Here is an 18,537-nt window from a genome sequence, read left to right as displayed (position 1 = left end):
GACTCGATATGACGCGTGAATTCTCCGCCGGGAATTACCGGTTCATCCCCTCCGTGTTCCAGTACTCTGCGGGTGCGGCCGCCGATGACGGCTATGAGATCGAGCGTGTCAGGTTCGATCGTCTGTTGCCGCTGGCCGAAGGGTTTGCGCTGGCCGCAAAGTACATCCAGGCGCAAGGGCGTCCGCTGACGGCGTTCTGTGCCTGCGAGCTCCGCTCGCCGTCGGCTTTCAGCGAAGAGGGCTTTCGCGCGTTCAACCTGCACTATGTGAAGACGCTGTCCGAATGGGGCATCTTTGACGGTACCACCAATCCGGTCGCGCGGAGCAATGTCTGTCCGGAGATCGATCCGCCATCGGAGCCGTCGTTCTACGCATTCTCGTTCACGCGCCCAACAACTTCGAAGGGACCGTCCTTCGTGATCGCTGGCGGCGCCGAAGCGCGCGAAGGCAGCGGCACCTATGTCGAGCGCACTGTGCGCTACCGTGATCTCAGTCCGGAAGGCCTGCGCGAAAAGGTGCGGTTCACGACGACCTCGCAGATGGAAAACCGGATGACGGCGTTCGGTTTCGGCTGGAAGGACACGACCGGCGTGCAGGCCTATTCAGTGCACGACTTCCACCACGCGCTGGTCGACGAGCTGGTTCGGCGCGGCGCGCTGCGCTCTGGGCTGACCTGGCACTTCGCGCGGCCGCCGGTGGTGGACCTCGAATATGAGATGGATTGCCGGCGGGTGATGCGGGAGTGCGTGATTTAACGCTGGCGCGGGTCGAGCGCGTCGCGCAGGCCGTCGCCGAGCAGGTTCAGCGACAGCACCACGAGGAAGATCGCAAGCCCCGGCCAGATCGCCATCCAGGGCGCCTGGGTCAGGAAGCGTTGTGCCGCGTTGAGCATGCTGCCCCAGGATGGCGACGGCGGCTGTTGGCCGAGCCCAAGGAATGACAGCGCGGCTTCCGCGATGATGGCAGCGGCGATCGATAGCGTCGCCTGTACCAGCAGCGCGGGCAGGATGTTCGGCAGGATGTGCGAGACCGCGATCCGCCAGGGCGGATTGCCGAGCGCGCGAGCCGCCTCGACATAGTCTTCCGCCTTGACGCTCAGCACCTGGCCGCGAGTGAGGCGGATGAAGACCGGCGTTGCCGAGATGCCGATCGCGATCATGGCATTGCCGAGGCTGGGACCGAGGAATGCCGCCAGCGCAATGGCCAGGATCAGGAACGGACAGGCAAGCATCGCATCGGTGATCCGGCTGATCAGCGCATCGACGAAGCCGCCGCGATAGCCGGAGAGAAGGCCGAGCGGCACGCCGATCCCCAGCGCGATCGCGACCGAGATCAGGCCTGCGAGCAGCGAAGCGCGCGCGCCGTAGATCACGCGGCTCAGGATGTCGCGGCCGAGTTCGTCGGTGCCGAACCAGTGTGCCGCGGTGGGCGGTTTGCGCACCAGGCTCCAGCTCGTCGCGATGGGGTCATAGGGTACGATCAGAGGCGCCAGCAGCGCGATCAGGATGAAAACGGCGAGGACCACGAGGCCTGCAACCGCCGCCTTGCGCTTGAACAGGCGGCGCCGCGCCCGGCGCGCCGGGCTGTCCAGTTCGCCGGCATCAGTGCCGGGATTGGCCGCGAGCACGGCGTCGGTCATGGCCTAGCCCCTCAGCCGCGGATTGACGAGGATATAGGCGACATCGGCGACCAGATTGAGCGTGATGTAGACCGTAGCCGTCACCAGCACCACGCCCTGCACGACGGCGTAGTCGCGGTTGAACACGGCGTCCACGATCAGCTTGCCGAAGCCGGGAATGGAGAAGATCTGCTCCGTCAGCACGGCGCCTGACAGCAGCGTGCCGAGCTCGAGCGCGCCGAGCGTGATGATCGGGGTGAGCGCATTGCGCATGGCATGCTTGAGGATCACCGAACGCTCGGACAGGCCCTTGGCGCGCGCGGTACGGACATAATCGCTTTCCAGAACCTGCAGCATCGCGCTGCGGGTGTGCCGCATCAGGATTGCGGCAATCGCGTTGCCCAGCACGAAAGCCGGCATGATGGTCGCAGCCAGGCTCGCGCGCCAGTTCTCGGTGAGCGGCACATAGCCGGAGGCCGGCAGCCAGCCGAGCTCGATCGAGAACAGAAAGATCAGCATGATGCCGAGCCAGAAATTCGGCGTCGAGATGCCCCACAGCGCGAAGAAATTGGCGCCGTAGTCCCACGCCGTCCCTTTCTTGACGGCCGCAACGATGCCGGCGGGAATCCCGATCAGGAAGGCGATGATGATCGCCATTCCGCCGAGTTGCAGCGTGACCGGCAGCTTCTGCGCGATCAGCTCGCGCACCGGCATCTTGTTGCGCAGGGACTCGCCGAAGTCGCCCACAAGGACGCCCTTGATCCAGTAGGCGTACTGCACGGGGATAGGCTGATCGAGCCGGTACTGGTGCCTGATCTGCTCGATCACCGCGGGATCGCGCTCTTCGCCCGCCATCACCAAAGCAGGATCGCCCGGCAGCAATTGCTGCAGCGAGAAGATCAAAACCGACACGAAGAACAGTGTCGGTACGATCTGCACCAGCCGGCGGGCGAGGAAGTTCAGCATCCTCTCAGCGTCACTTCAGCTTGAGGCCGACGACGCGCACGAGGCCGTCGGGCATCTGCTTGTAGCCTTCGAGCTTGGTGGTGTGCGCGATGATGATGCGGCGGTGATAGAGGTAGAGGATCGGCTCCTCATCCTGGGCGAGCTTTGCGAGCGTTTCGTAGCTGGCCTTGCGCTTGGCAGGGTCGGTGATGAGACGTGCGTCTTCCAGCGCCTTGTCGGCCTGCGGATTGTTCCAATCGCCGTAGTTCTGAGGCGCGCCGCTGTGCAGGAAGATGTAGGAATTGCCGTCGGGATCGATGCGGCCGCTCCAGGCGAGCCAGAAGGCCTGATAATCGCCGGCCTCGGCCTGCTTCAATCCGGTCGCAAACTCGGTGACGCGGATCTTCATGTCGAACCCGGCTTCCGCGGCCATCGACTGGATCATCTGCGCCGGGGTTTCGTTTTCCGCGCCTTTCGGCACCAGGAAATCGACGCTGACAGGTGGTGTCACGCCGGCCTCCTTCAACAACGCCTTGGCCTTCTCCACATTGCGGGCGTGTACCGGAACGGCTTTTTGATAGTAGGGATGGTCGGGATTGACCCATTGGTTGCCGACCTGAAACTCGCCATTGAACACGACCTGGTTAATGGCGTCCCGGTCGATGGCAAGATCGAGTGCCTGCCGTACCTTGGCGGACTGGCTGAGCGGCCCCTTCGCCTTGTCCTTGCCGATGTTGAGCGTGATGCCCTGATAGCCGAGCTCGATCGCGGTCGCGACCTTCAGCCGCGCGTCGGCCCGAACGTCCTTCAGATCAGTCGCGAACACGCGCTCAATCAAGTCGAGCCCGCCGGATTTCAGATTGGCAAGCCGCACGGTGCCATCGACGATGGGCTGGAACACGATCTTGTCGATGAAGACGTTGTCCTTGTTCCAGTAGTCGGCGAACTTCTCGAATACGATGCGGTCCTGCTGCACGCGCTCGACGAATTTATAGGGGCCGGCGCAGACCGGGTGCAGGCCGAACTTGTCTCCGGCTTCCTTGGCGGCCTTCGGCGCGACCATCATGCCGGCGCGGTCGGTGAGCTGGGCCAGCAGCGGCGAGAACGGCGATTTCAGCACCAGCTTGATGGTGAGGGGATCGACGATGTCGATGTGGTCGACGGAGGCGAGCTCCGGCTTGCGGAACGAGCCGGGGAGTGTCAGGTGGCGCTCCAGCGAGAATTTGGCGGCCTCTGCATCGAACGGCTCGCCGTCGTGGAATTTCACGCTGGGCCGAAGCTTGATGATGAGGCCCTTGCCGTCATCGACCGTCTCGCTCGACAGCGCGAGCTGCGGCACGATGTTGAGCTTCTCATCGATGTCGAACAGCTTGTCGCAGAAGGCGGCGAACACGATGCGGCCGACATAGGTGCGGGCCATCGAGGGATCGAGGATATCAGGATCCTCGGCAAGACCGATGCGCAGCGTGGTCTGGGCCTGGGCGGCGCCAAGCGAGACCAGGAACACAGCCGCCATTGCGGCGAGGCAAAACTTCTTCATCGGACAGTCCCCATGATTCCGGCTACGTCGTTGGTGGCCTTGCACCCTGTATACCAACCCCGACAGGGCTCGCGCCTTCCGTCTTTCGGCTGAAGGCTGCGACTAATTTGCCAAGCGTCGGCGAAAACCCGGCCGCAGCGGGCAGGATGCCGTCGGCCGGGGGGAGTTCGTCGACGCGATGACAGGCGGTAGCGTGGCCGGAGGCGTCGGCCACCAGCACCGGCGCTTCGGTGCGGCAGCGGTCGATCACGAAGGGGCAGCGGGTATGGAAACGGCAGCCGGCCGGTGGATTGAGCGCGCTCGGGATCTCGCCTTGCAGCACGACTTTCGCGCGCTTGGCGTGAGGCTGCGGCAGGGGGATCGCGGAGAGCAGGGCGCGGCTATAGGGGTGGCGGGGCTGGGCGAACAACGCGTCCGCATCGGCCTCTTCGACGATGCAACCGAGATTCATGACCGCGACGCGGTCCGCGATGTGTTTGACCACGGCGAGATCGTGCGAGACGAAGATGTAGGCGAGGCCTAGCCGGTCTTGCAACTCGCGCAGCAGGTTCAGGATCTGCGAGCGGATCGAGACGTCGAGCGCCGAGACCGGCTCGTCGCAGATGATCAGCTTCGGCTCGACGGCGAGTGCACGGGCGATCGCGATGCGCTGGCGCTGGCCGCCGGAGAATTCGTGCGGATAGCGGCGCGCGAGCCGAGGTTCCAGCCCGACCAGCCGCAAGATCTCCGCGACGCGCTCGTTCCGCCGTGCCGGCGGTACCAGATCGTGCAGCGCCAGCGGCTCGGTCAGGATCTGGCCGACCGTCATGCGCGGATTGAGCGAGGCGTAGGGGTCCTGGAAGATGATCTGCGCCTCGCGGCGGAATTTGCGGAGCGTATCCGCATCGAGCGAGAGAAGATCACGGCCGTCAAAACGCACCGTGCCCGCGTCCGGCTCGATCAGTCGCAGGATCAGACGGCTGACGGTGGATTTGCCACAGCCGGATTCGCCGACCAGCGCGAGCGTCTTGCCGGCCTCGAGCGAGAACGACACGCCATCGACGGCTTTGACATGCGCGCGCGCCCGGCCGAACAGTGAGCGCTCGGCGACGAAATGCTTGACCAGGCCGTTGACCTCGAGCAGGGCCATCACGACACCAGCAATTCGAGCGGCGCGCGAATGCAGCGCGAGACGTGGCCGGGGCTGACCTCCACCAGCGGCGGCGGCGCCTTGGTGCAGGCCTCCAGCACGAACGGGCAGCGCGCGGCGAAGCGGCAACCGGCCGGTGGCTGCACCATGTTGGGCACCATGCCTTCGATCGTTGCGAGCTGCTCGGCGCGATGGTCGAGCCGCGGGATCGAGCCGAGCAGGCCGACCGTGTAGGGATGCTGTGGCGCGGAGAACAGCTCATCGACCGGTGCGCGCTCGACGATCTCGCCGGCATACATCACCGCGACCTCGTCGCAGACCTCGGCGACGACGCCGAGATCGTGGGTGATCAGGATGATGGCGGCGCCACTCGCGGCTTTCAGCTCGCGCATCAGCTCCAGGATCTGGGCCTGCAGCGTGACATCGAGCGCGGTGGTCGGCTCATCGGCGATCAGCAGTTGCGGGTCGCAGGCGAGCGCCATTGCGATCATTACTCGCTGGCGCATGCCGCCGGAGAGCTTGTGCGGATATTCGTCGATCCGCCGCTCGGGCGACGGGATGTGGACGCGGCGCAGCAGCTCGATGGCTCGCTCGCGCGCACTCTTCCGCGAGCCGCCACGGTGACGCAGGATCGTTTCGATGATCTGGTCGCCGATGGTGAAGCTCGGATTGAGCGACGTCATCGGCTCCTGGAAGATCATCGCAAGCCGGTTGCCGCGGAGGTCCCGCAGGGTCTGGTCGGGTGTCTTCAGCAGGTCGAAGCCGTCGAAGCGGATAGCGCCTGAGATCTCCGTCGTCTGCTTCGGGAGCAGGCCCATGATTGCGAGCGATGTCACGCTCTTGCCGCAGCCGGATTCCCCGACGAGGCCGAGCGTCGCGCCATTGGCGACGCTGAGGTCGACGCTGTCGACGGCATGGGTGATGCGGCCGTCGTCGCCGTGGAAGCGGATGCGCAGGTCCCTGATCTCGATGAGAGGACTCGCGCTCATGCTTGTCGCGCCCGCGCCGCAGCGATGCTGGCGTCGATGACGCTGCGATCGGTGTTGCCGGCCGGGTTCTGCCGGGTCGGCATGGACGGGCGGAAATGGACCCAGAGCTCATGGCTGACCCGTTCGAGCCGCTCGAGCTCGCTGAGCGGGTCTGGATGGTCGTCGGCGCGGATGTCCAGCGCCGGCCATTCCTCCTCGCCGTGGATCAGCAGCGCCGCAGACTGCTTGCCGCGCTTGTCGCCACCGGCGGCTTCGCCTGCACGCATGGCTGCGAGCAGCCGACGCGGGAAGGGCAGGCTGTCATTGGCGATGTAGGTCTTCGCCGTCTCGGCGAGAACGTCGGCGCCCGCGAGCATATTGCCTGCGATCGAGAAGCCGCTGCCTGCGATGTGTCCGCACCAGTCGACGCAGTCGCGCCCCGTGTGCGCGGCGACCGCGCCGCTTGCATCCATGATGTGGATCTGGCGGCTTTCGCATCCGTCATCGGTCGCGAGCAGTGCGGCGAGCACGTCATACGCGTTGAGGCCGTCGCGCAGCAGCTTGACGCCGTCGATGCCGTAGTAGGGATTGACGAAGGCCTGCGTCGCGATCGCGCCGAGGCCAGCGGCGATGTAGGGCACCCGCGCGCCGACGGCAAAGAAGCGGGTCGCAACGGCGATGCCGAACTGGCCGGTGGCAGGATCGCGCGCGATGATCGACCAGGTCATGTGCTGCCTTCAGCGCCCAGCGGCGTAGCCCTGCATGCCGCGCGGATTGGCGGCAGCGCGGCGGCGTACGCCGACGCGCGAGGCCGCGGTGAGGCGGCCTTCCGACCAGTCGGGGCCGACCTCGACGATATGACCGCGCTCGCGCAAATTCTCGATCGTTGCCTTCGGCACGCGGTTCTCGACCACGAGCACGCCGGGGCGCGCGGTGCGCGGCCAGAATGAGATCGGGAAATGCTCGGAGTGCCAGGCCGGCGCGTCGATTGCTTCCTGGAGATTGAGGTTGCAATGGACGTGGCGCAGGAAGAACTGCGTGATCCATTGGTCCTGTTGATCGCCGCCGGGCGAACCCCAGGCGAGGTAAGGCTCGCCGTCACGCAACGCCATGGTCGGCGACAACGTCGTGCGGGGCCGCTTGCCCGGTGCGAGCGAGCCAGGATGATTTTCCTCCAGCCAGAACATCTGCGCGCGGCTCCCGAGGCAGAAACCAAGCTCGGGAATAACAGGCGACGATTGCAGCCAGCCGCCAGACGGCGTCGAGGACACCATGTTGCCGGCCTTGTCGATGATGTCGAAATGCACGGTGTCGCCGCGCACCTCGCCGAAGCGCCCCACGGTCGGCTCGCCGGCACCAAGCGCGCCGACCGCTTCGCGCTGCCCTTCAGCACGGCGGAGCTTGACCACGCCGCCAAAGCCTTCGACGGTGCCGGGGACGAAATCGAGCGACGCCTTGTCGGTAACGAGCTTACGGCGGTCGTCGTTATAGGCGTCCGACAGCAACGTCGCGATCGGGATCTCGCTGAATTTGGGATCGCCGTAGAATTTCTCGCGGTCGGCGAAGGCAAGCTTGGCGCATTCGATCTGGAGATGGATGAATTCCGGGCCGGTCGGATCGAGGCCATCCAGCGCAAAGCCCTTCAAGAGCGCGAGCTGTTGCAGTGTCACCGGGCCCTGGCTCCAGACGCCGGCCTTGCAGACGGTATAGCGGCCATAGTCGTAGGTGAGCGGCGCTTCGACCGTCGGCTGCCAGCGCGCCATGTCGTCGGCGGAAAGCACGCCGCGATGCGGCGAGCCGCTGACATCCATGACCTCCTGGGTGCGGCAGAACTTGTCGATGGCCTCCGCGACAAATCCCTGCGACCAGGCTTTGCGCGCACGCTCGATCTCGGCGTCGCGGCCGCCACCGCCGCTTTCGGCTTCGTTCAAGATCCGGGTGTAGGTCGCGGCGAGCGTCTTGTTGGTGAAGATCGTGCCGGGCCTCGGCACTTCGCCGTTCGGCAGGTAGACCGCGGCGGAGGTCGGCCAGTGCTTGCGGAATAATTGCTCGACGGTCTGGATCGTGGCGCAGGCGCGCTCCACCAGCGGGTAGCCGTCGCGCGCATAGGAGATCGCTGGCTCCAGCACGTCGCGCACGCGCATCGTGCCGTAGTCGCGCAGCAGCATCATCCAGGATTCGAAGGTGCCGGGGACGCAGGCCGCGAGCAGGCCGGTGCCGGGCACCATGTCGAGGCCTTCGCTCTTGTAATGCGCGATGGTGGCGCGTGCAGGGGCCGGACCCTGGCCGCAGATCACCTCGGTGCGGCCGCGTTTCACGTCGTGCACGATGACAGGCACATCGCCGCCGGGGCCATTCAGATGCGGCTCGACCACCTGAAGCGTGAAGGCGGTTGCGACGCCAGCATCAAACGCGTTGCCGCCCTTTTCCAGGATGGCCATGCCGACGGCGGTCGCGATCCAGTGCGTGGAGGCGACGACCCCGAACGTGCCCTCAATCTCGGGACGCGTCGTGAAGGGATCTGGATTGACTTTGCTGGCCATGGGCTACCTCGTTTGCGGCGCGCGCAATTGATCACATCAGGTGCTGGGATGCCAAATGCACAGGCTGCATGGCTCGCGCGCATTATGCCGGGACCGGCGCGGTGTTAACGGCATGGCAGGCGACGCCGTCGATCAGCTTTGGAGCTTCCTTGCGGCAGAGGTCGAACGCCAGCGGACAACGCGGATTGAACGCGCAGCCGGGCGGCGGATTGATCGGGTTCGGGATCTCCCCCTTCACCGGGATGCGCTGGCGGCCGCTCATGGCGAGATCAGGCACGGCGCCCAGCAGCATCTTGGTGTAGGGCATGCGAGGTTGAGCGAACAGTTCGCGCCCCTCCGCGATCTCGACGATGCGGCCGAGATACATCACGCCGACCCGGCTCGCCATGTGGCGGACCACGGCAAGGTTGTGGCTGATGAACATGTAGGTCAGGCCGAACTTGTCCTGAAGGTCACGCATCAGGTTCAGGATCTGCGCCTGCACGGAGACGTCCAGCGCCGAGGTCGGCTCGTCGCAGACGATGAACTCGGCATCGGAGGCGAGCGCCCGCGCGATCGCGATGCGCTGGCGCTGCCCGCCGGAGAATTCATGCGGGAATTTCAGTCGATCGTCGGGATGCAGGCCGACGAGGGTAAGCAACTCGCCGACGCGGGCCTGGATGTCGCGCTCGCCCTGGATCAGGTCGAAGGCGCGGATCGGCTCGGAGATGATGGCGTCGACCCGGAAGCGCGGGTTCAGGCTCGCATAGGGGTCCTGGAAGATCATCTGGATGCGGCGGCGCAGCTTTCGGCGTGTCTGGCTCTGCCGCGGATCCGTCATGGAGACGCCGTCGATCAGGACGTCGCCGGAGCTCGGCGGCAACAGGCCGACCACCATCCGCGCCACAGTGGTCTTGCCCGAACCTGACTCGCCGACCAGCGCAAAGGTCTCGCCCTTCCTGATATCGAAGGTGACGCCGTCGACAGCCTTGAGATATTCGAGCTGGCCGCCCTCGAGCACGCGGTTGAGCCAGGGTTTTGAAACGTCGAAGACGCGGCGCAGATTTGTGCCCTGGACGAAGGGGGGGCTCATGCCGCGGTCTCCGCCGAAACGGGGTCATAGAGATGGCAGGCGACCGATTGCGTGCCGCGCGACAGCGGCTCCGGCCGGTCCACCCGGCAACGATCGAAGACGGAGGCGCAGCGTGGGTTGAACGAGCAGCCGCGCGGGATCGCCGAGAGCCGGGGCATCGAGCCGGGAATCTGCACCAGGCGCTTGTCGTCGCCGGCAAGCGTCGGGATCGCGCCCATCAGGCCTTTGGCATAGGGATGCAGCGGGTTCTTGACGACGTCCTGCACCGGTCCGATCTCGGCGACGCGGCCGGCATACATCACTGCGACGCGGTCCGAGGTCTCGGCGATGACACCCATGTCATGGGTCACCAGCATCACCGCGGTGCCGTGGTCGCGGCCAAGCCGCTTGATCAGCGAGATGATCTGCGCCTGCACGGAGACGTCGAGCGCGGTGGTCGGCTCGTCCGCGATGATCAGCTCCGGCTCGGCGCAGATCGCTAGCGCAATCACCACGCGCTGGCGCATGCCGCCGGAGAATTCGTGGGGATAGCCGTCGATGCGCTTGTCCGGCGCAGGGATGCCGACTTCGGCGAGCAGATCGATGGCGCGTCGGCGCGCTGCCTGTTCGGATAGATTGAGGTGGGTCCGGATCGTTTCGATGATCTGGTCGCCGACCTTGTAGAGCGGATTGAGCGAGGTGAGGGGATCCTGGAAGATCATGCCGATGCGCTTGCCGCGGATGCGGCGCATCTCCTCCGGCGGCAGATTGTCGATGCGAAGGCCGGCGAGGCGAATCTCGCCGCCGGCGATACGGCCGGGCGGATCGATTAGGCCGATCACCGAGAGCCCGGTCACGGACTTGCCGGCGCCGGATTCACCGACCACGCCAAGCACTTCGCCCTTGGCGATATCGAGGGAGACGCCGTCGATGGCGCGCAACGTGCCACGCCGAGAGGCGAACTCGACCTGAAGATTGCGGACGGAGAGAACGGGTTCGGTCATGAACGCTGTAGACTCATCGAAGTTTGGGGTTGAGGGCGTCGCGCAGCCAGTCACCGAGCAGGTTGATCGACAGGATCAGCGCCGCCAGTGCGATTCCGGGGAAGGCGACGATCCACCATTCGCCTGCGAACAAATAGCCGTTGCCGATGCGGATCAGCGTGCCGAGCGACGGCATGGTTTCGGGCATGCCCGAACCGAGGAACGACAGCGTCGCCTCGGTGATGATGGCGAGTGCGAGGTTGATGGTGGCGATCACGAGGATCGGCCCGGTGGTGTTCGGCAGCACATGGCGCAGCATGATCACGGGGGCGGGCAGGCCGATCAATTGCGCGGCCGCGACATAATCCTTGTTCTTCTCGACCAGCACCGAGCCACGCACCGTGCGCGCATACTGAACCCAGAAGCTCAGGCCTATCGCGAAGACCAGGACGGCCAGCATGCTCATCTCGTCGAGCTTGTTGCCAAAGACCGATTTGGCGATGCCGTTGATCAGCAGCGCGATCAGGATGGCCGGAAAGGAAAGCTGCACGTCGGCGATGCGCATGATCAATCCGTCGACGGCGCCGCCGAAATAGCCGGCCGTCAGCCCGAGCAGGATGCCGATTGCGCCGGACAAGACCACGCCGAGGACGCCGACGAGCAGAGAGATGCGCAGGCCATAGAGGATTGCGGACAGCACGTCGCGGCCCTGCTCGTCGGTGCCGAGCAGGAACGGGCTCTGGCCGTCTGCGGTCCAGAGCGGCGAGATGCGCGAATTCATCAGCTGGAGCTGCGCGGGATCGAACGGATTTTGTACCGACAACACCGAGGCGAAGATCGCGACTAGGAAGAACAGCAGCGTCACACCGGCCGCGATCATGGTGATCCTGGAGCGGCGAAACGAATAGAACAGGTCGCTGTCGAGCGCGCGCTTGAACCAGCCGGGTGCGGTGGCGGCGTGCTTCTCGGTTGCGTGGGGGACGACGGCCTCGCTCATGTCAATGCGCCCGGCTGACCGTCGAGCGCAGCCGCGGATCGACGATGGTGTAGAGGATATCAACCACGAGATTGATGGTGACGAAGATCAGGGAGACCATCATCAAATAGGCCGCCATGATCGGGATATCGACGTTCTGAACGGCCTGCACGAACAGGAGCCCCATGCCCGGCCATTGAAACACGGTCTCGGTGATGATCGCGAAAGCAATGACCGAGCCGAATTGCAGACCGGCGACGGTGATCACGGGTACCAGCGTGTTGCGCAGCGCGTGGCCGAAATGGATCGCCCGTGTGGTCAGCCCGCGGGCGCGGGCGAATCGGATGTAGTCGGTCCGCATCACTTCCAGCATTTCCGCGCGGACGAGCCGCATGATCAGCGTCATCTGGAACAGGCCAAGCGTGATCGAAGGCATGATCAGCGCTTTCAGGCCTGACAGCGTCAGCAGCCCGGTCGTCCACCAGCCGATATGCACGACATCCCCCCGCCCGAACGAGGGTAGCCAGCCGAGAGTCACCGAAAACAGGTAGATCATGAGAATGCCGATCAGGAAGGTCGGCAGCGAGATGCCGATCAGCGAGACGGCCTGGAATATATGTGTGAGCCAGCTGTCGCGGCGAAGCGCCGAATAAACGCCCATCAGAATGCCGCTGAGCATCGCGAAGATCGTGGCAACGATGGCCAGCTCGAGCGTCGCCGGCATCCGCTCCATCAGCAGATTGGTGACTGGCAGGCGGAACTGGTAGGACACGCCGAACTTGAACTGCGCAGCGTTGCCGATATAGCGGCCGAATTGCACGAGCACGGGATCGTCGAGGCCGAGCGATTTGCGAATCGCGGCACGTTCGGCGCCGGAGGTATCCATCCCGACCATCTGGTTCACGGGATCGCCAGCGAAGCGGAACATCGAGAACGAGATGATTCCGACGGCGATCATGACGCCGATGGCCTGGATGGCCCGGCGTAGTGTGAAAGCGAGCATCTGTTCCTTTCACATCTCTTCAGCAGCACGCGTCATTGCGTTAGCTCGAAATAACAAGTCCCGGAAGCCAGATCTTGAAAGCGATGGCTTCCGGGACTTCGCAAGATGTCGACACCTACTCGTCCTGCTTGGTCGCCCAGTAGAGCATGACCATGTTGTCCGCACGCTGGGTCAGCTTCACCTTCTTCGAAACGCCCCAGGCGAGCGCCTGCTGGTGCAGCGGGATATAGGCCCAGTCCTTCATCGAGAGCTCGAACGCCTGCTTGATCAAGAGATCGCGCTTGGTCGTATCGGATTCCAGGAGAACCTTGTCGGCGAGCTCGTCGAACTGCTTGTTGCAATAGCCGGCGAGATTGGCTTCGCCGCGATTGGGATCCTTGGGATCGTCCCGGCAGCCCATGATGTCGTGCAGCACGTTCTGGGAGTCGAGCGTATCCGGGGTCCAGCCCAGCATGAACAGCGAGGTCTTGTAGCCGCCGGGCTTCAGCACCTTGGCGAAATATTGGGCCTTGGGCTGCGCCAGCAGATCCACCTTGATGTTGATGCGGGCGAGCATGCCGACGATCGCCTGGCAGATCGCGGCGTCATTGACGTAGCGATCGTTCGGGCAGTCCATCGTTACTTCGAAACCTTCCGCATAACCGGCGTCTGCCAAGAGCTTCTTGGCGGCATCAGGATCGAGCTTCGGCCGGGTGAAGTCCTTCGAGAACGGGAAGATCTCTGGTGCGACCATCAATGCGGACGGCGTGGAGAGGCCGCGCATGACGCGATTCTTGATCAGGTCGATATCAATTGCCCGGTAGACGGCTTCACGGACGCGGACGTCCTTGAACGGGTTCTTGCCCTTGATGTTGGAATAGAGGAGCTCGTCGCGCGCCTGATCCATGCCAACGAAGAGGGTGCGGAGTTCGGGTCCTGTCAGCACCGTGGCGTTGGGGCTTGCCTTGACGCGCTCGATGTCCTGGACAGGAACCGGCTCGATCACGTCGACCTCGCCCGACAACAGCGCTGCGACACGCGTCGCCGGGTTCGCGATCGGCGTGAAGACGATCTCCTTCAGATTATGCTCCGGCTGGCGCCACCAATTCGGATTGGGCTTGAAGACGGTCTTCACGCCCGGCTGATGGCTCTCGATGGTGAAGGCGCCGGTGCCGTTTTCATGGAGCGAGGCATAGCTCGGGGTCGTCGCCGCGGCCGGCGTCGGTGCCACTGCATCGTTCGCCTCTGCCCATTTCTTGTCCATGATGTACCAGGTCGCCCACAACGCCGTCAGGATGGGATTGGGCGAGCTCAGGATGAAATCGACGGTGTAATCGTCGACCTTGACGACCTTGGCATCGGCGGGAACGCGGCTCTGAAAATTCGAACCTTTCGCCCGCACGCGCTCGGCCGAGAACACCACATCGTCAGCGGTGAAGGGGTCGCCGTTGTGGAATTTCACGCCCTTGCGCAGGTGAAAGCGCCAGCGCGTTGGCTCGGGCGTTTCCCAGCTTTCGGCGAGCGCCGGGATGATCTTCAGGTCCTTGCCGCGGGCAACGAGGCCCTCATAGACGTGACCGAGATGCGCGCTGGTGGTCGACTCGTTCAGCGTGTAGGGGTCGAGCGATTTCAGCTCCCCCTGGTTGGCGTAGCGCAGCGTCTGGCTCGACGCCGGCGAAACCGCCAACGCAAGCGCACCGGCGAGCGTCGCCGCAAACAAACTTCGTCCGACTGACATTCTTGACCCTCTTCACTCGCCCCGACCGTGATTTTTGATTGTTCGGCGGGGCTGATCGATCCATGTTGCCCAGAGTTCTCGACCCGTGCAAGCGCCATTCCAGCAAGGAACGCGCCAAGTTGCACCGCTGTGCAGCAATGCTGACCAACCTTTTAGGGGAGAGAAGCGCGCCGGCGACATTCGACTTTCGGCCCGCCGGATCCCGAAAATGGCGGTGGAAAAGGCCCGAGGGCGCCCCATCCGCGTCGAGCCATTTGATTGACCATATCCCTCGATTGCGGAAGCCCGTGCCCGGCCCTGCGTCTCAGGTCGCTTGCGTCGCCCACCATGTCGCGGCGATACTGTGTGACGCCGCTCGAATCTCATCCGGAGGGGACATGAAGGTTAATATCGAAATCGACTGCACCCCCCTCGAAGCCCGCCAGTTTTTCGGATTACCAGATGTGTCGCCGATGCAGATTGCCGTCATGGACAAGCTGCAGCAGCAGGTCCTGAGCAATATCGATAAGGTCTCGCCGGAATCGCTGATCCAGAGCTGGTTCACGTTCGATCCGAAGCTCGCCGAGCGATTTCAGGACATGTTTGTCACCATGGCCGGCCTCGGCGGAACACGCAGCACCGACAAGAAGAAATAAATGCCGGCCGCGGGCGACGGGACGCCAGGCGTTGGCCGGCTTCGTCCGCCGAGCTTCGGCCTGCTGCTTGCCGAGGCGCGCGGCCTGCTTGAATTGAATGCCAGCGTCCTGCTGTCGCCGCTGCTGATGCGTGCGCCCAGGGGCGACGGCCATCCGGTGCTGGCGCTGCCGGGCTTTCTCGCCAGCGACCTGTCAATGGCGCCGATGCGGCGCTATCTCGGCGAGCTCGGCTATGAGGCGCATGCCTGGCGGATGGGCCGCAATCTCGGCGGCCTGGCGCGCATGCGGGAAGCCCTGCGCACGCGTTTGGCCGAAATCCACGCCGCAAGCGGACGGAAGGTCAGTCTGGTCGGCTGGAGCCTCGGCGGCGTCTACGCCCGCGATCTCGCGCTCCAGGCGCCGGACATGGTCCGCACCGTCATCACCCTCGGCAGCCCCTTTGCCAATGATGTGCGGGCGACCAATGCGACGGCGCTCTATGAGGCGCTGTCAGGTGAGAAAGTCGAGGACTTTGCCGAACTGCGCGAGGCGATCGCCGGCGATCTCGAGGTGCCGGCGACGTCGATCTATTCGCGCACCGACGGCGTTGTGAACTGGCAGACTTGCCTGCTGCGCCCCAGCGAGCGGGCCGAGAACATCGAAGTTCATTTCGCGAGCCATATCGGGCTCGGGGTGAACGCAGCTGCATTGTGGGCCGTCGCCGATCGCCTCGCGCAACCGGAGGGGCAGTTCTGGCCATTTGACCGGGCAGGGCCGTTTGCCATTGCATATGCCCCGCCGGAGCGGGCAGTATCGACCTGACGAGAAGCGCCAAAGGCGCCCGTCAAATTCTTCGGGAGGGAACTATGGCTGACGGAAAGAAGCTGTCGTCGCTGGACGCGTCGTTTCTCTATCTCGAAACGCCTGAAATGCCGATGCATGTCGGCAGCATGGCGATCTTTCGCCTGCCCGACGACTACAAGGGCGACTTCTTTGAAGACTTCAAGGCGATGATCGTGTCGCGGCTGCACATTGCGCCGATCCTGAAAGCGCGCCTGGAGAAGGCGCCGCTCGACATCGATCACCCGACCTGGGTCGAGGACGATCAGTTCGACATCGACCGTCATATCTTCCGCGCCAGCCTTCCGGCGCCGCGCGACCGCGCCACGCTCGAGCGCATCGTTGGATGGATGCACGCCAAGCTCCTGAACCGCGCGCGCCCGCTGTGGGAGTTCTATGTGTTCGAGGGCATGAAGGACAACGAGGTCGGCCTCTATTCCAAGATGCACCATGCCGCGATCGACGGCGGCGCCGGCGCGGCCCTGACCAACATGATCTACGACATCTCGCCGATCCCGCGACAGGTCGAACCGCCGACGGGCGGGTCCAAGCCCGGGCAGGAGCCGCGCGATATCGCGGCGAACCTGCTCGATTCCTATCAGCAGCTCTTCACCCAGCCGCTCGATGCTTCGGCGGCGGCGAAGAACCTGCAGCTGCCGCGCACCGGCAAGAGCGACATCGGCTCGATCCTGTTCGACAACGCGATGTACCAGATCGAGAGCGCGGTGCGATTTGCCGGCAATATCCCGACCATGGTGAAGAGCGTCTCCGACGTGCTCGGCAAGATTTCCGATCCGAGGTCGCGCGAGAGCCTCGCCAGCATGGTGTCGCCGCCGACCATGCTCAACAAGACGATTTCGTCGGAGCGCAGCTTTGCCGGCGTGTCGATCTCGCTGTCGCGTTCCAAGGCGCTGGCCAAGCTGGCCGGCGGCAAGCTCAACGACGTGGTGCTGGCGCTCGCCTCGGGCGTCGTCCGCCGCTACCTCCTGCAACACGGCACGCTGCCCGCGAAATCACTGACGGCGGCCGTACCGATCTCGCTGCGTGAGGAGGGCAACACCGAGGCCAACAACCAGGTGTTCGGCATGATCTGCTCGATCGCCACCAATATCGCGGATCCCAAGGCGCGGCTGGAGGCCATCATCGCCCAATCGACCAAGTCCAAGGAGATGTCGCATCCGCTGCGGGCCCTGATGCCGCAGGTCTCCAACATCTCGATGCTGGGGGCGCCGATCATCGTCCAGATCCTGGCGCTACTCTACAGCCGCTCGGACCTGTCGGACGTGCTGCCGCCGGCAGCGAACATCACCGTCTCCAACGTGCCGGGACCGCGGCAGACGCTCTATGCCGCGGGTGCCGAGCTGCTGCACATCTTCCCGGTGTCGATCTCGACGCACGGGCAGGCGCTCAACATCACCGTGCAGAGCTATCGCGACCAGCTCGATTTTGGTTTCATCGTCGGCGCCAACATCATTCCGCATGTGCAGGTGATGTGCGACATGCTGCCGGAGGAGTTTGCTGCGCTCGAAGCGGCCTACGCGCCGCCGGCGGCCGACATCAAGGGCGCGGCCGAATAAGAAAAGCATCGGGAAATTTGCAATGATTGAAATGCCACCGCTCAAGTTCGCGCAGACGAACGGCATCCGAATGGGCTATTACGAGGCGGGCCCTGTCACTGACAGGCCGCCGGTGGTGCTGTGCCATGGCTGGCCGGAGCTGGCGTTCTCCTGGCGTCACCAGATCAAGGCGCTCAGCGAGGCCGGTATCCGTGTGATCGCTCCCGATCAGCGCGGCTATGGCGCGACCGACCGGCCCGAGCCGGTCGAGGCCTATGACATGGAGCATTTGACGGGCGATCTCGTCGGGCTGCTCGATCATCTCGACATCGAGAAGGCGATCTTCGTCGGCCACGACTGGGGCGGCTTTGTCGTCTGGCAGATGCCGCTGCGGCACCCCACGCGCGTCGCCGGCGTCGTCGGCGTCAACACGCCGCACTGGGACCGTGCGCCGATGGATCCGATCGCACTGTTCCGCCATCGCTTCGGCGACCAGATGTACATCGTCCAGTTTCAGGATCCCGCGCGCGAGCCGGACCGGATTTTCGGCAGCCGTGTCGAGCAGACATTTGACGCCTTCATGCGCAAGCCGCTAGCGCGGCCGGCAGAGAAATCAGGAGAAGAGCCGATCGCCGGCGTCGGCGCCTCGTCAAAGACCAATCTGGCGTTCCCGCAGATGATCGCGGCCTATGATGCCAAGGTCGATCCGCGGACGCCAATCCTGACGGCCGACGAGAAGAAAGTGTTCGTCGACACCTTCACGACAACCGGCTTCACCGGCGGCATCAACTGGTATCGCAATTTCACCCGCAACTGGGAACGATCGAACGGGCTCGACCACCACATCACTGTGCCGTCCCTGATGATCATGGCCGAGAACGACGCGGTGCTGCCGCCGTCGGCGGCCGACGGCATGGAGAAGCTGGTGGCTGACCTCGAGAAGTACCTGGTGAAGGACAGCGGCCATTGGACGCAGCAGGAGAAGCCGGAAGAGGTCAGCGCCGTCTTGATCGAATGGCGCAGAAGGCGGTTTGGCTAGCTCGTCATTGCGAGC

At 64.5% G+C, this 18,537-nt stretch carries 17 protein-coding genes; 5 read left to right on the top strand and 12 right to left on the bottom strand.

Annotation, left to right across the window (positions count from 1 at the left end):
• Positions 1–8: 8 nt before the first annotated feature.
• Positions 9–755 carry a hypothetical protein gene (locus M2427_RS06130; RefSeq protein ID WP_280705311.1) on the top strand — a complete coding sequence of 249 codons (747 nt, stop codon included), beginning with the start codon at positions 9–11 and terminating at the stop codon, positions 753–755.
• On the opposite strand, the gene M2427_RS06125 is transcribed toward M2427_RS06130, so the two are convergent.
• From M2427_RS06125 to M2427_RS06070, 12 genes are all read right to left on the bottom strand, one after another.
• Positions 752–1,639 carry an ABC transporter permease gene (locus M2427_RS06125; RefSeq protein WP_280705310.1) on the bottom strand — a complete coding sequence of 296 codons (888 nt, stop codon included), beginning with the start codon at positions 1,637–1,639 and terminating at the stop codon, positions 752–754. The two genes, M2427_RS06130 and M2427_RS06125, sit on opposite strands and share 4 nt — an antisense overlap.
• A gap of 3 nt (positions 1,640–1,642) precedes the next feature.
• Entirely contained in the window at positions 1,643–2,584 is a 942-nt protein-coding gene (locus M2427_RS06120) for an ABC transporter permease (RefSeq protein ID WP_280705309.1), read from the bottom strand.
• 10 nt (positions 2,585–2,594) lie between these two features.
• Positions 2,595–4,103, bottom strand: coding sequence for an ABC transporter substrate-binding protein (locus tag M2427_RS06115; RefSeq protein ID WP_280705308.1), 1,509 nt, complete (start codon positions 4,101–4,103; stop codon positions 2,595–2,597).
• A gap of 22 nt (positions 4,104–4,125) precedes the next feature.
• Positions 4,126–5,232, bottom strand: a complete 1,107-nt coding sequence (locus tag M2427_RS06110; protein WP_280705307.1) for a dipeptide ABC transporter ATP-binding protein — start codon at positions 5,230–5,232, stop codon at positions 4,126–4,128.
• On the bottom strand, positions 5,232–6,221 hold the full coding sequence (locus tag M2427_RS06105; RefSeq protein ID WP_280705306.1) for an ABC transporter ATP-binding protein: 990 nt from the start codon (positions 6,219–6,221) through the stop codon (positions 5,232–5,234). Before M2427_RS06105 ends, M2427_RS06110 begins: the two co-directional genes overlap by 1 nt.
• Positions 6,218–6,928 carry a DUF1028 domain-containing protein gene (locus M2427_RS06100; protein WP_280705305.1) on the bottom strand — a complete coding sequence of 237 codons (711 nt, stop codon included), beginning with the start codon at positions 6,926–6,928 and terminating at the stop codon, positions 6,218–6,220. Before M2427_RS06100 ends, M2427_RS06105 begins: the two co-directional genes overlap by 4 nt.
• 9 nt (positions 6,929–6,937) lie before the next feature.
• Entirely contained in the window at positions 6,938–8,743 is a 1,806-nt protein-coding gene (locus M2427_RS06095; RefSeq protein WP_280705304.1) for a gamma-glutamyltransferase family protein, read from the bottom strand.
• 82 nt (positions 8,744–8,825) lie between these two features.
• On the bottom strand, positions 8,826–9,815 hold the full coding sequence (locus tag M2427_RS06090) for an oligopeptide/dipeptide ABC transporter ATP-binding protein (protein ID WP_280705303.1): 990 nt from the start codon (positions 9,813–9,815) through the stop codon (positions 8,826–8,828).
• On the bottom strand, positions 9,812–10,798 hold the full coding sequence (locus tag M2427_RS06085) for an ABC transporter ATP-binding protein (RefSeq protein ID WP_280705302.1): 987 nt from the start codon (positions 10,796–10,798) through the stop codon (positions 9,812–9,814). The genes M2427_RS06090 and M2427_RS06085 overlap by 4 nt, the downstream gene beginning before the upstream one ends.
• A gap of 13 nt (positions 10,799–10,811) precedes the next feature.
• Complete coding sequence (locus tag M2427_RS06080; RefSeq protein WP_280705301.1) at positions 10,812–11,774, bottom strand: ABC transporter permease; 963 nt, start codon at positions 11,772–11,774, stop codon at positions 10,812–10,814.
• 1 nt (position 11,775) lies between these two features.
• Positions 11,776–12,756, bottom strand: coding sequence for an ABC transporter permease (locus tag M2427_RS06075; protein ID WP_280705300.1), 981 nt, complete (start codon positions 12,754–12,756; stop codon positions 11,776–11,778).
• A 115-nt stretch (positions 12,757–12,871) separates the two neighbouring features.
• Complete coding sequence (locus tag M2427_RS06070) at positions 12,872–14,473, bottom strand: ABC transporter substrate-binding protein (RefSeq protein ID WP_280705299.1); 1,602 nt, start codon at positions 14,471–14,473, stop codon at positions 12,872–12,874.
• A 377-nt stretch (positions 14,474–14,850) separates the two neighbouring features.
• Between M2427_RS06070 and M2427_RS06065 the strand changes: the two genes are divergently transcribed.
• From M2427_RS06065 to M2427_RS06050, 4 genes are read left to right on the top strand one after another with little or no spacing between them, the layout of a single operon-like run.
• The gene (locus M2427_RS06065) at positions 14,851–15,108 is read left to right on the top strand and encodes a DUF6489 family protein (RefSeq protein WP_280705298.1); all 258 of its coding nucleotides are present in this window, start codon (positions 14,851–14,853) and stop codon (positions 15,106–15,108) included.
• A complete protein-coding gene (locus M2427_RS06060) occupies positions 15,109–15,909 on the top strand; it encodes an alpha/beta hydrolase (protein ID WP_280705297.1) in 801 nt (266 codons plus the stop codon).
• Between the two features lie 44 nt (positions 15,910–15,953).
• Positions 15,954–17,504 carry a wax ester/triacylglycerol synthase family O-acyltransferase gene (locus M2427_RS06055; RefSeq protein ID WP_280705296.1) on the top strand — a complete coding sequence of 517 codons (1,551 nt, stop codon included), beginning with the start codon at positions 15,954–15,956 and terminating at the stop codon, positions 17,502–17,504.
• Between the two features lie 22 nt (positions 17,505–17,526).
• Positions 17,527–18,522: an alpha/beta hydrolase gene (locus tag M2427_RS06050; protein WP_280705295.1), complete on the top strand. Its 996-nt coding sequence runs from the start codon at positions 17,527–17,529 to the stop codon at positions 18,520–18,522.
• Positions 18,523–18,537 lie beyond the last annotated feature (15 nt).

The sequence above is a fragment of the Bradyrhizobium sp. BR13661 genome, assembly GCF_029892425.1.
Taxonomy (GTDB): Bacteria; Pseudomonadota; Alphaproteobacteria; order Rhizobiales; family Xanthobacteraceae; genus Bradyrhizobium.
The sequence above is the reverse complement of the archived record's forward strand: the minus strand, read 5'-3'. Positions and strand labels throughout refer to the sequence as shown.

Bases quoted from the DNA above. Each gene is read 5' to 3' on its own strand.
- M2427_RS06105 (WP_280705306.1), bottom strand. From the start codon at position 6,221: ATGAGCGCGAGTCCTCTCATCGAGATCAGGGACCTGCGCATCCGCTTC.
- M2427_RS06080 (WP_280705301.1), bottom strand. From the start codon at position 11,774: ATGAGCGAGGCCGTCGTCCCCCACGCAACCGAGAAGCACGCCGCCACC.
- M2427_RS06050 (WP_280705295.1), top strand. From the start codon at position 17,527: ATGATTGAAATGCCACCGCTCAAGTTCGCGCAGACGAACGGCATCCGA.
- M2427_RS06130 (WP_280705311.1), top strand. From the start codon at position 9: ATGACGCGTGAATTCTCCGCCGGGAATTACCGGTTCATCCCCTCCGTG.
- M2427_RS06070 (WP_280705299.1), bottom strand. From the start codon at position 14,473: ATGTCAGTCGGACGAAGTTTGTTTGCGGCGACGCTCGCCGGTGCGCTT.
- M2427_RS06100 (WP_280705305.1), bottom strand. From the start codon at position 6,928: ATGACCTGGTCGATCATCGCGCGCGATCCTGCCACCGGCCAGTTCGGC.
- M2427_RS06110 (WP_280705307.1), bottom strand. From the start codon at position 5,232: ATGGCCCTGCTCGAGGTCAACGGCCTGGTCAAGCATTTCGTCGCCGAG.
- M2427_RS06090 (WP_280705303.1), bottom strand. From the start codon at position 9,815: ATGAGCCCCCCCTTCGTCCAGGGCACAAATCTGCGCCGCGTCTTCGAC.
- M2427_RS06125 (WP_280705310.1), bottom strand. From the start codon at position 1,639: ATGACCGACGCCGTGCTCGCGGCCAATCCCGGCACTGATGCCGGCGAA.
- M2427_RS06055 (WP_280705296.1), top strand. From the start codon at position 15,954: ATGGCTGACGGAAAGAAGCTGTCGTCGCTGGACGCGTCGTTTCTCTAT.
- M2427_RS06060 (WP_280705297.1), top strand. From the start codon at position 15,109: ATGCCGGCCGCGGGCGACGGGACGCCAGGCGTTGGCCGGCTTCGTCCG.
- M2427_RS06115 (WP_280705308.1), bottom strand. From the start codon at position 4,103: ATGAAGAAGTTTTGCCTCGCCGCAATGGCGGCTGTGTTCCTGGTCTCG.
- M2427_RS06120 (WP_280705309.1), bottom strand. From the start codon at position 2,584: ATGCTGAACTTCCTCGCCCGCCGGCTGGTGCAGATCGTACCGACACTG.
- M2427_RS06075 (WP_280705300.1), bottom strand. From the start codon at position 12,756: ATGCTCGCTTTCACACTACGCCGGGCCATCCAGGCCATCGGCGTCATG.
- M2427_RS06095 (WP_280705304.1), bottom strand. From the start codon at position 8,743: ATGGCCAGCAAAGTCAATCCAGATCCCTTCACGACGCGTCCCGAGATT.
- M2427_RS06065 (WP_280705298.1), top strand. From the start codon at position 14,851: ATGAAGGTTAATATCGAAATCGACTGCACCCCCCTCGAAGCCCGCCAG.
- M2427_RS06085 (WP_280705302.1), bottom strand. From the start codon at position 10,798: ATGACCGAACCCGTTCTCTCCGTCCGCAATCTTCAGGTCGAGTTCGCC.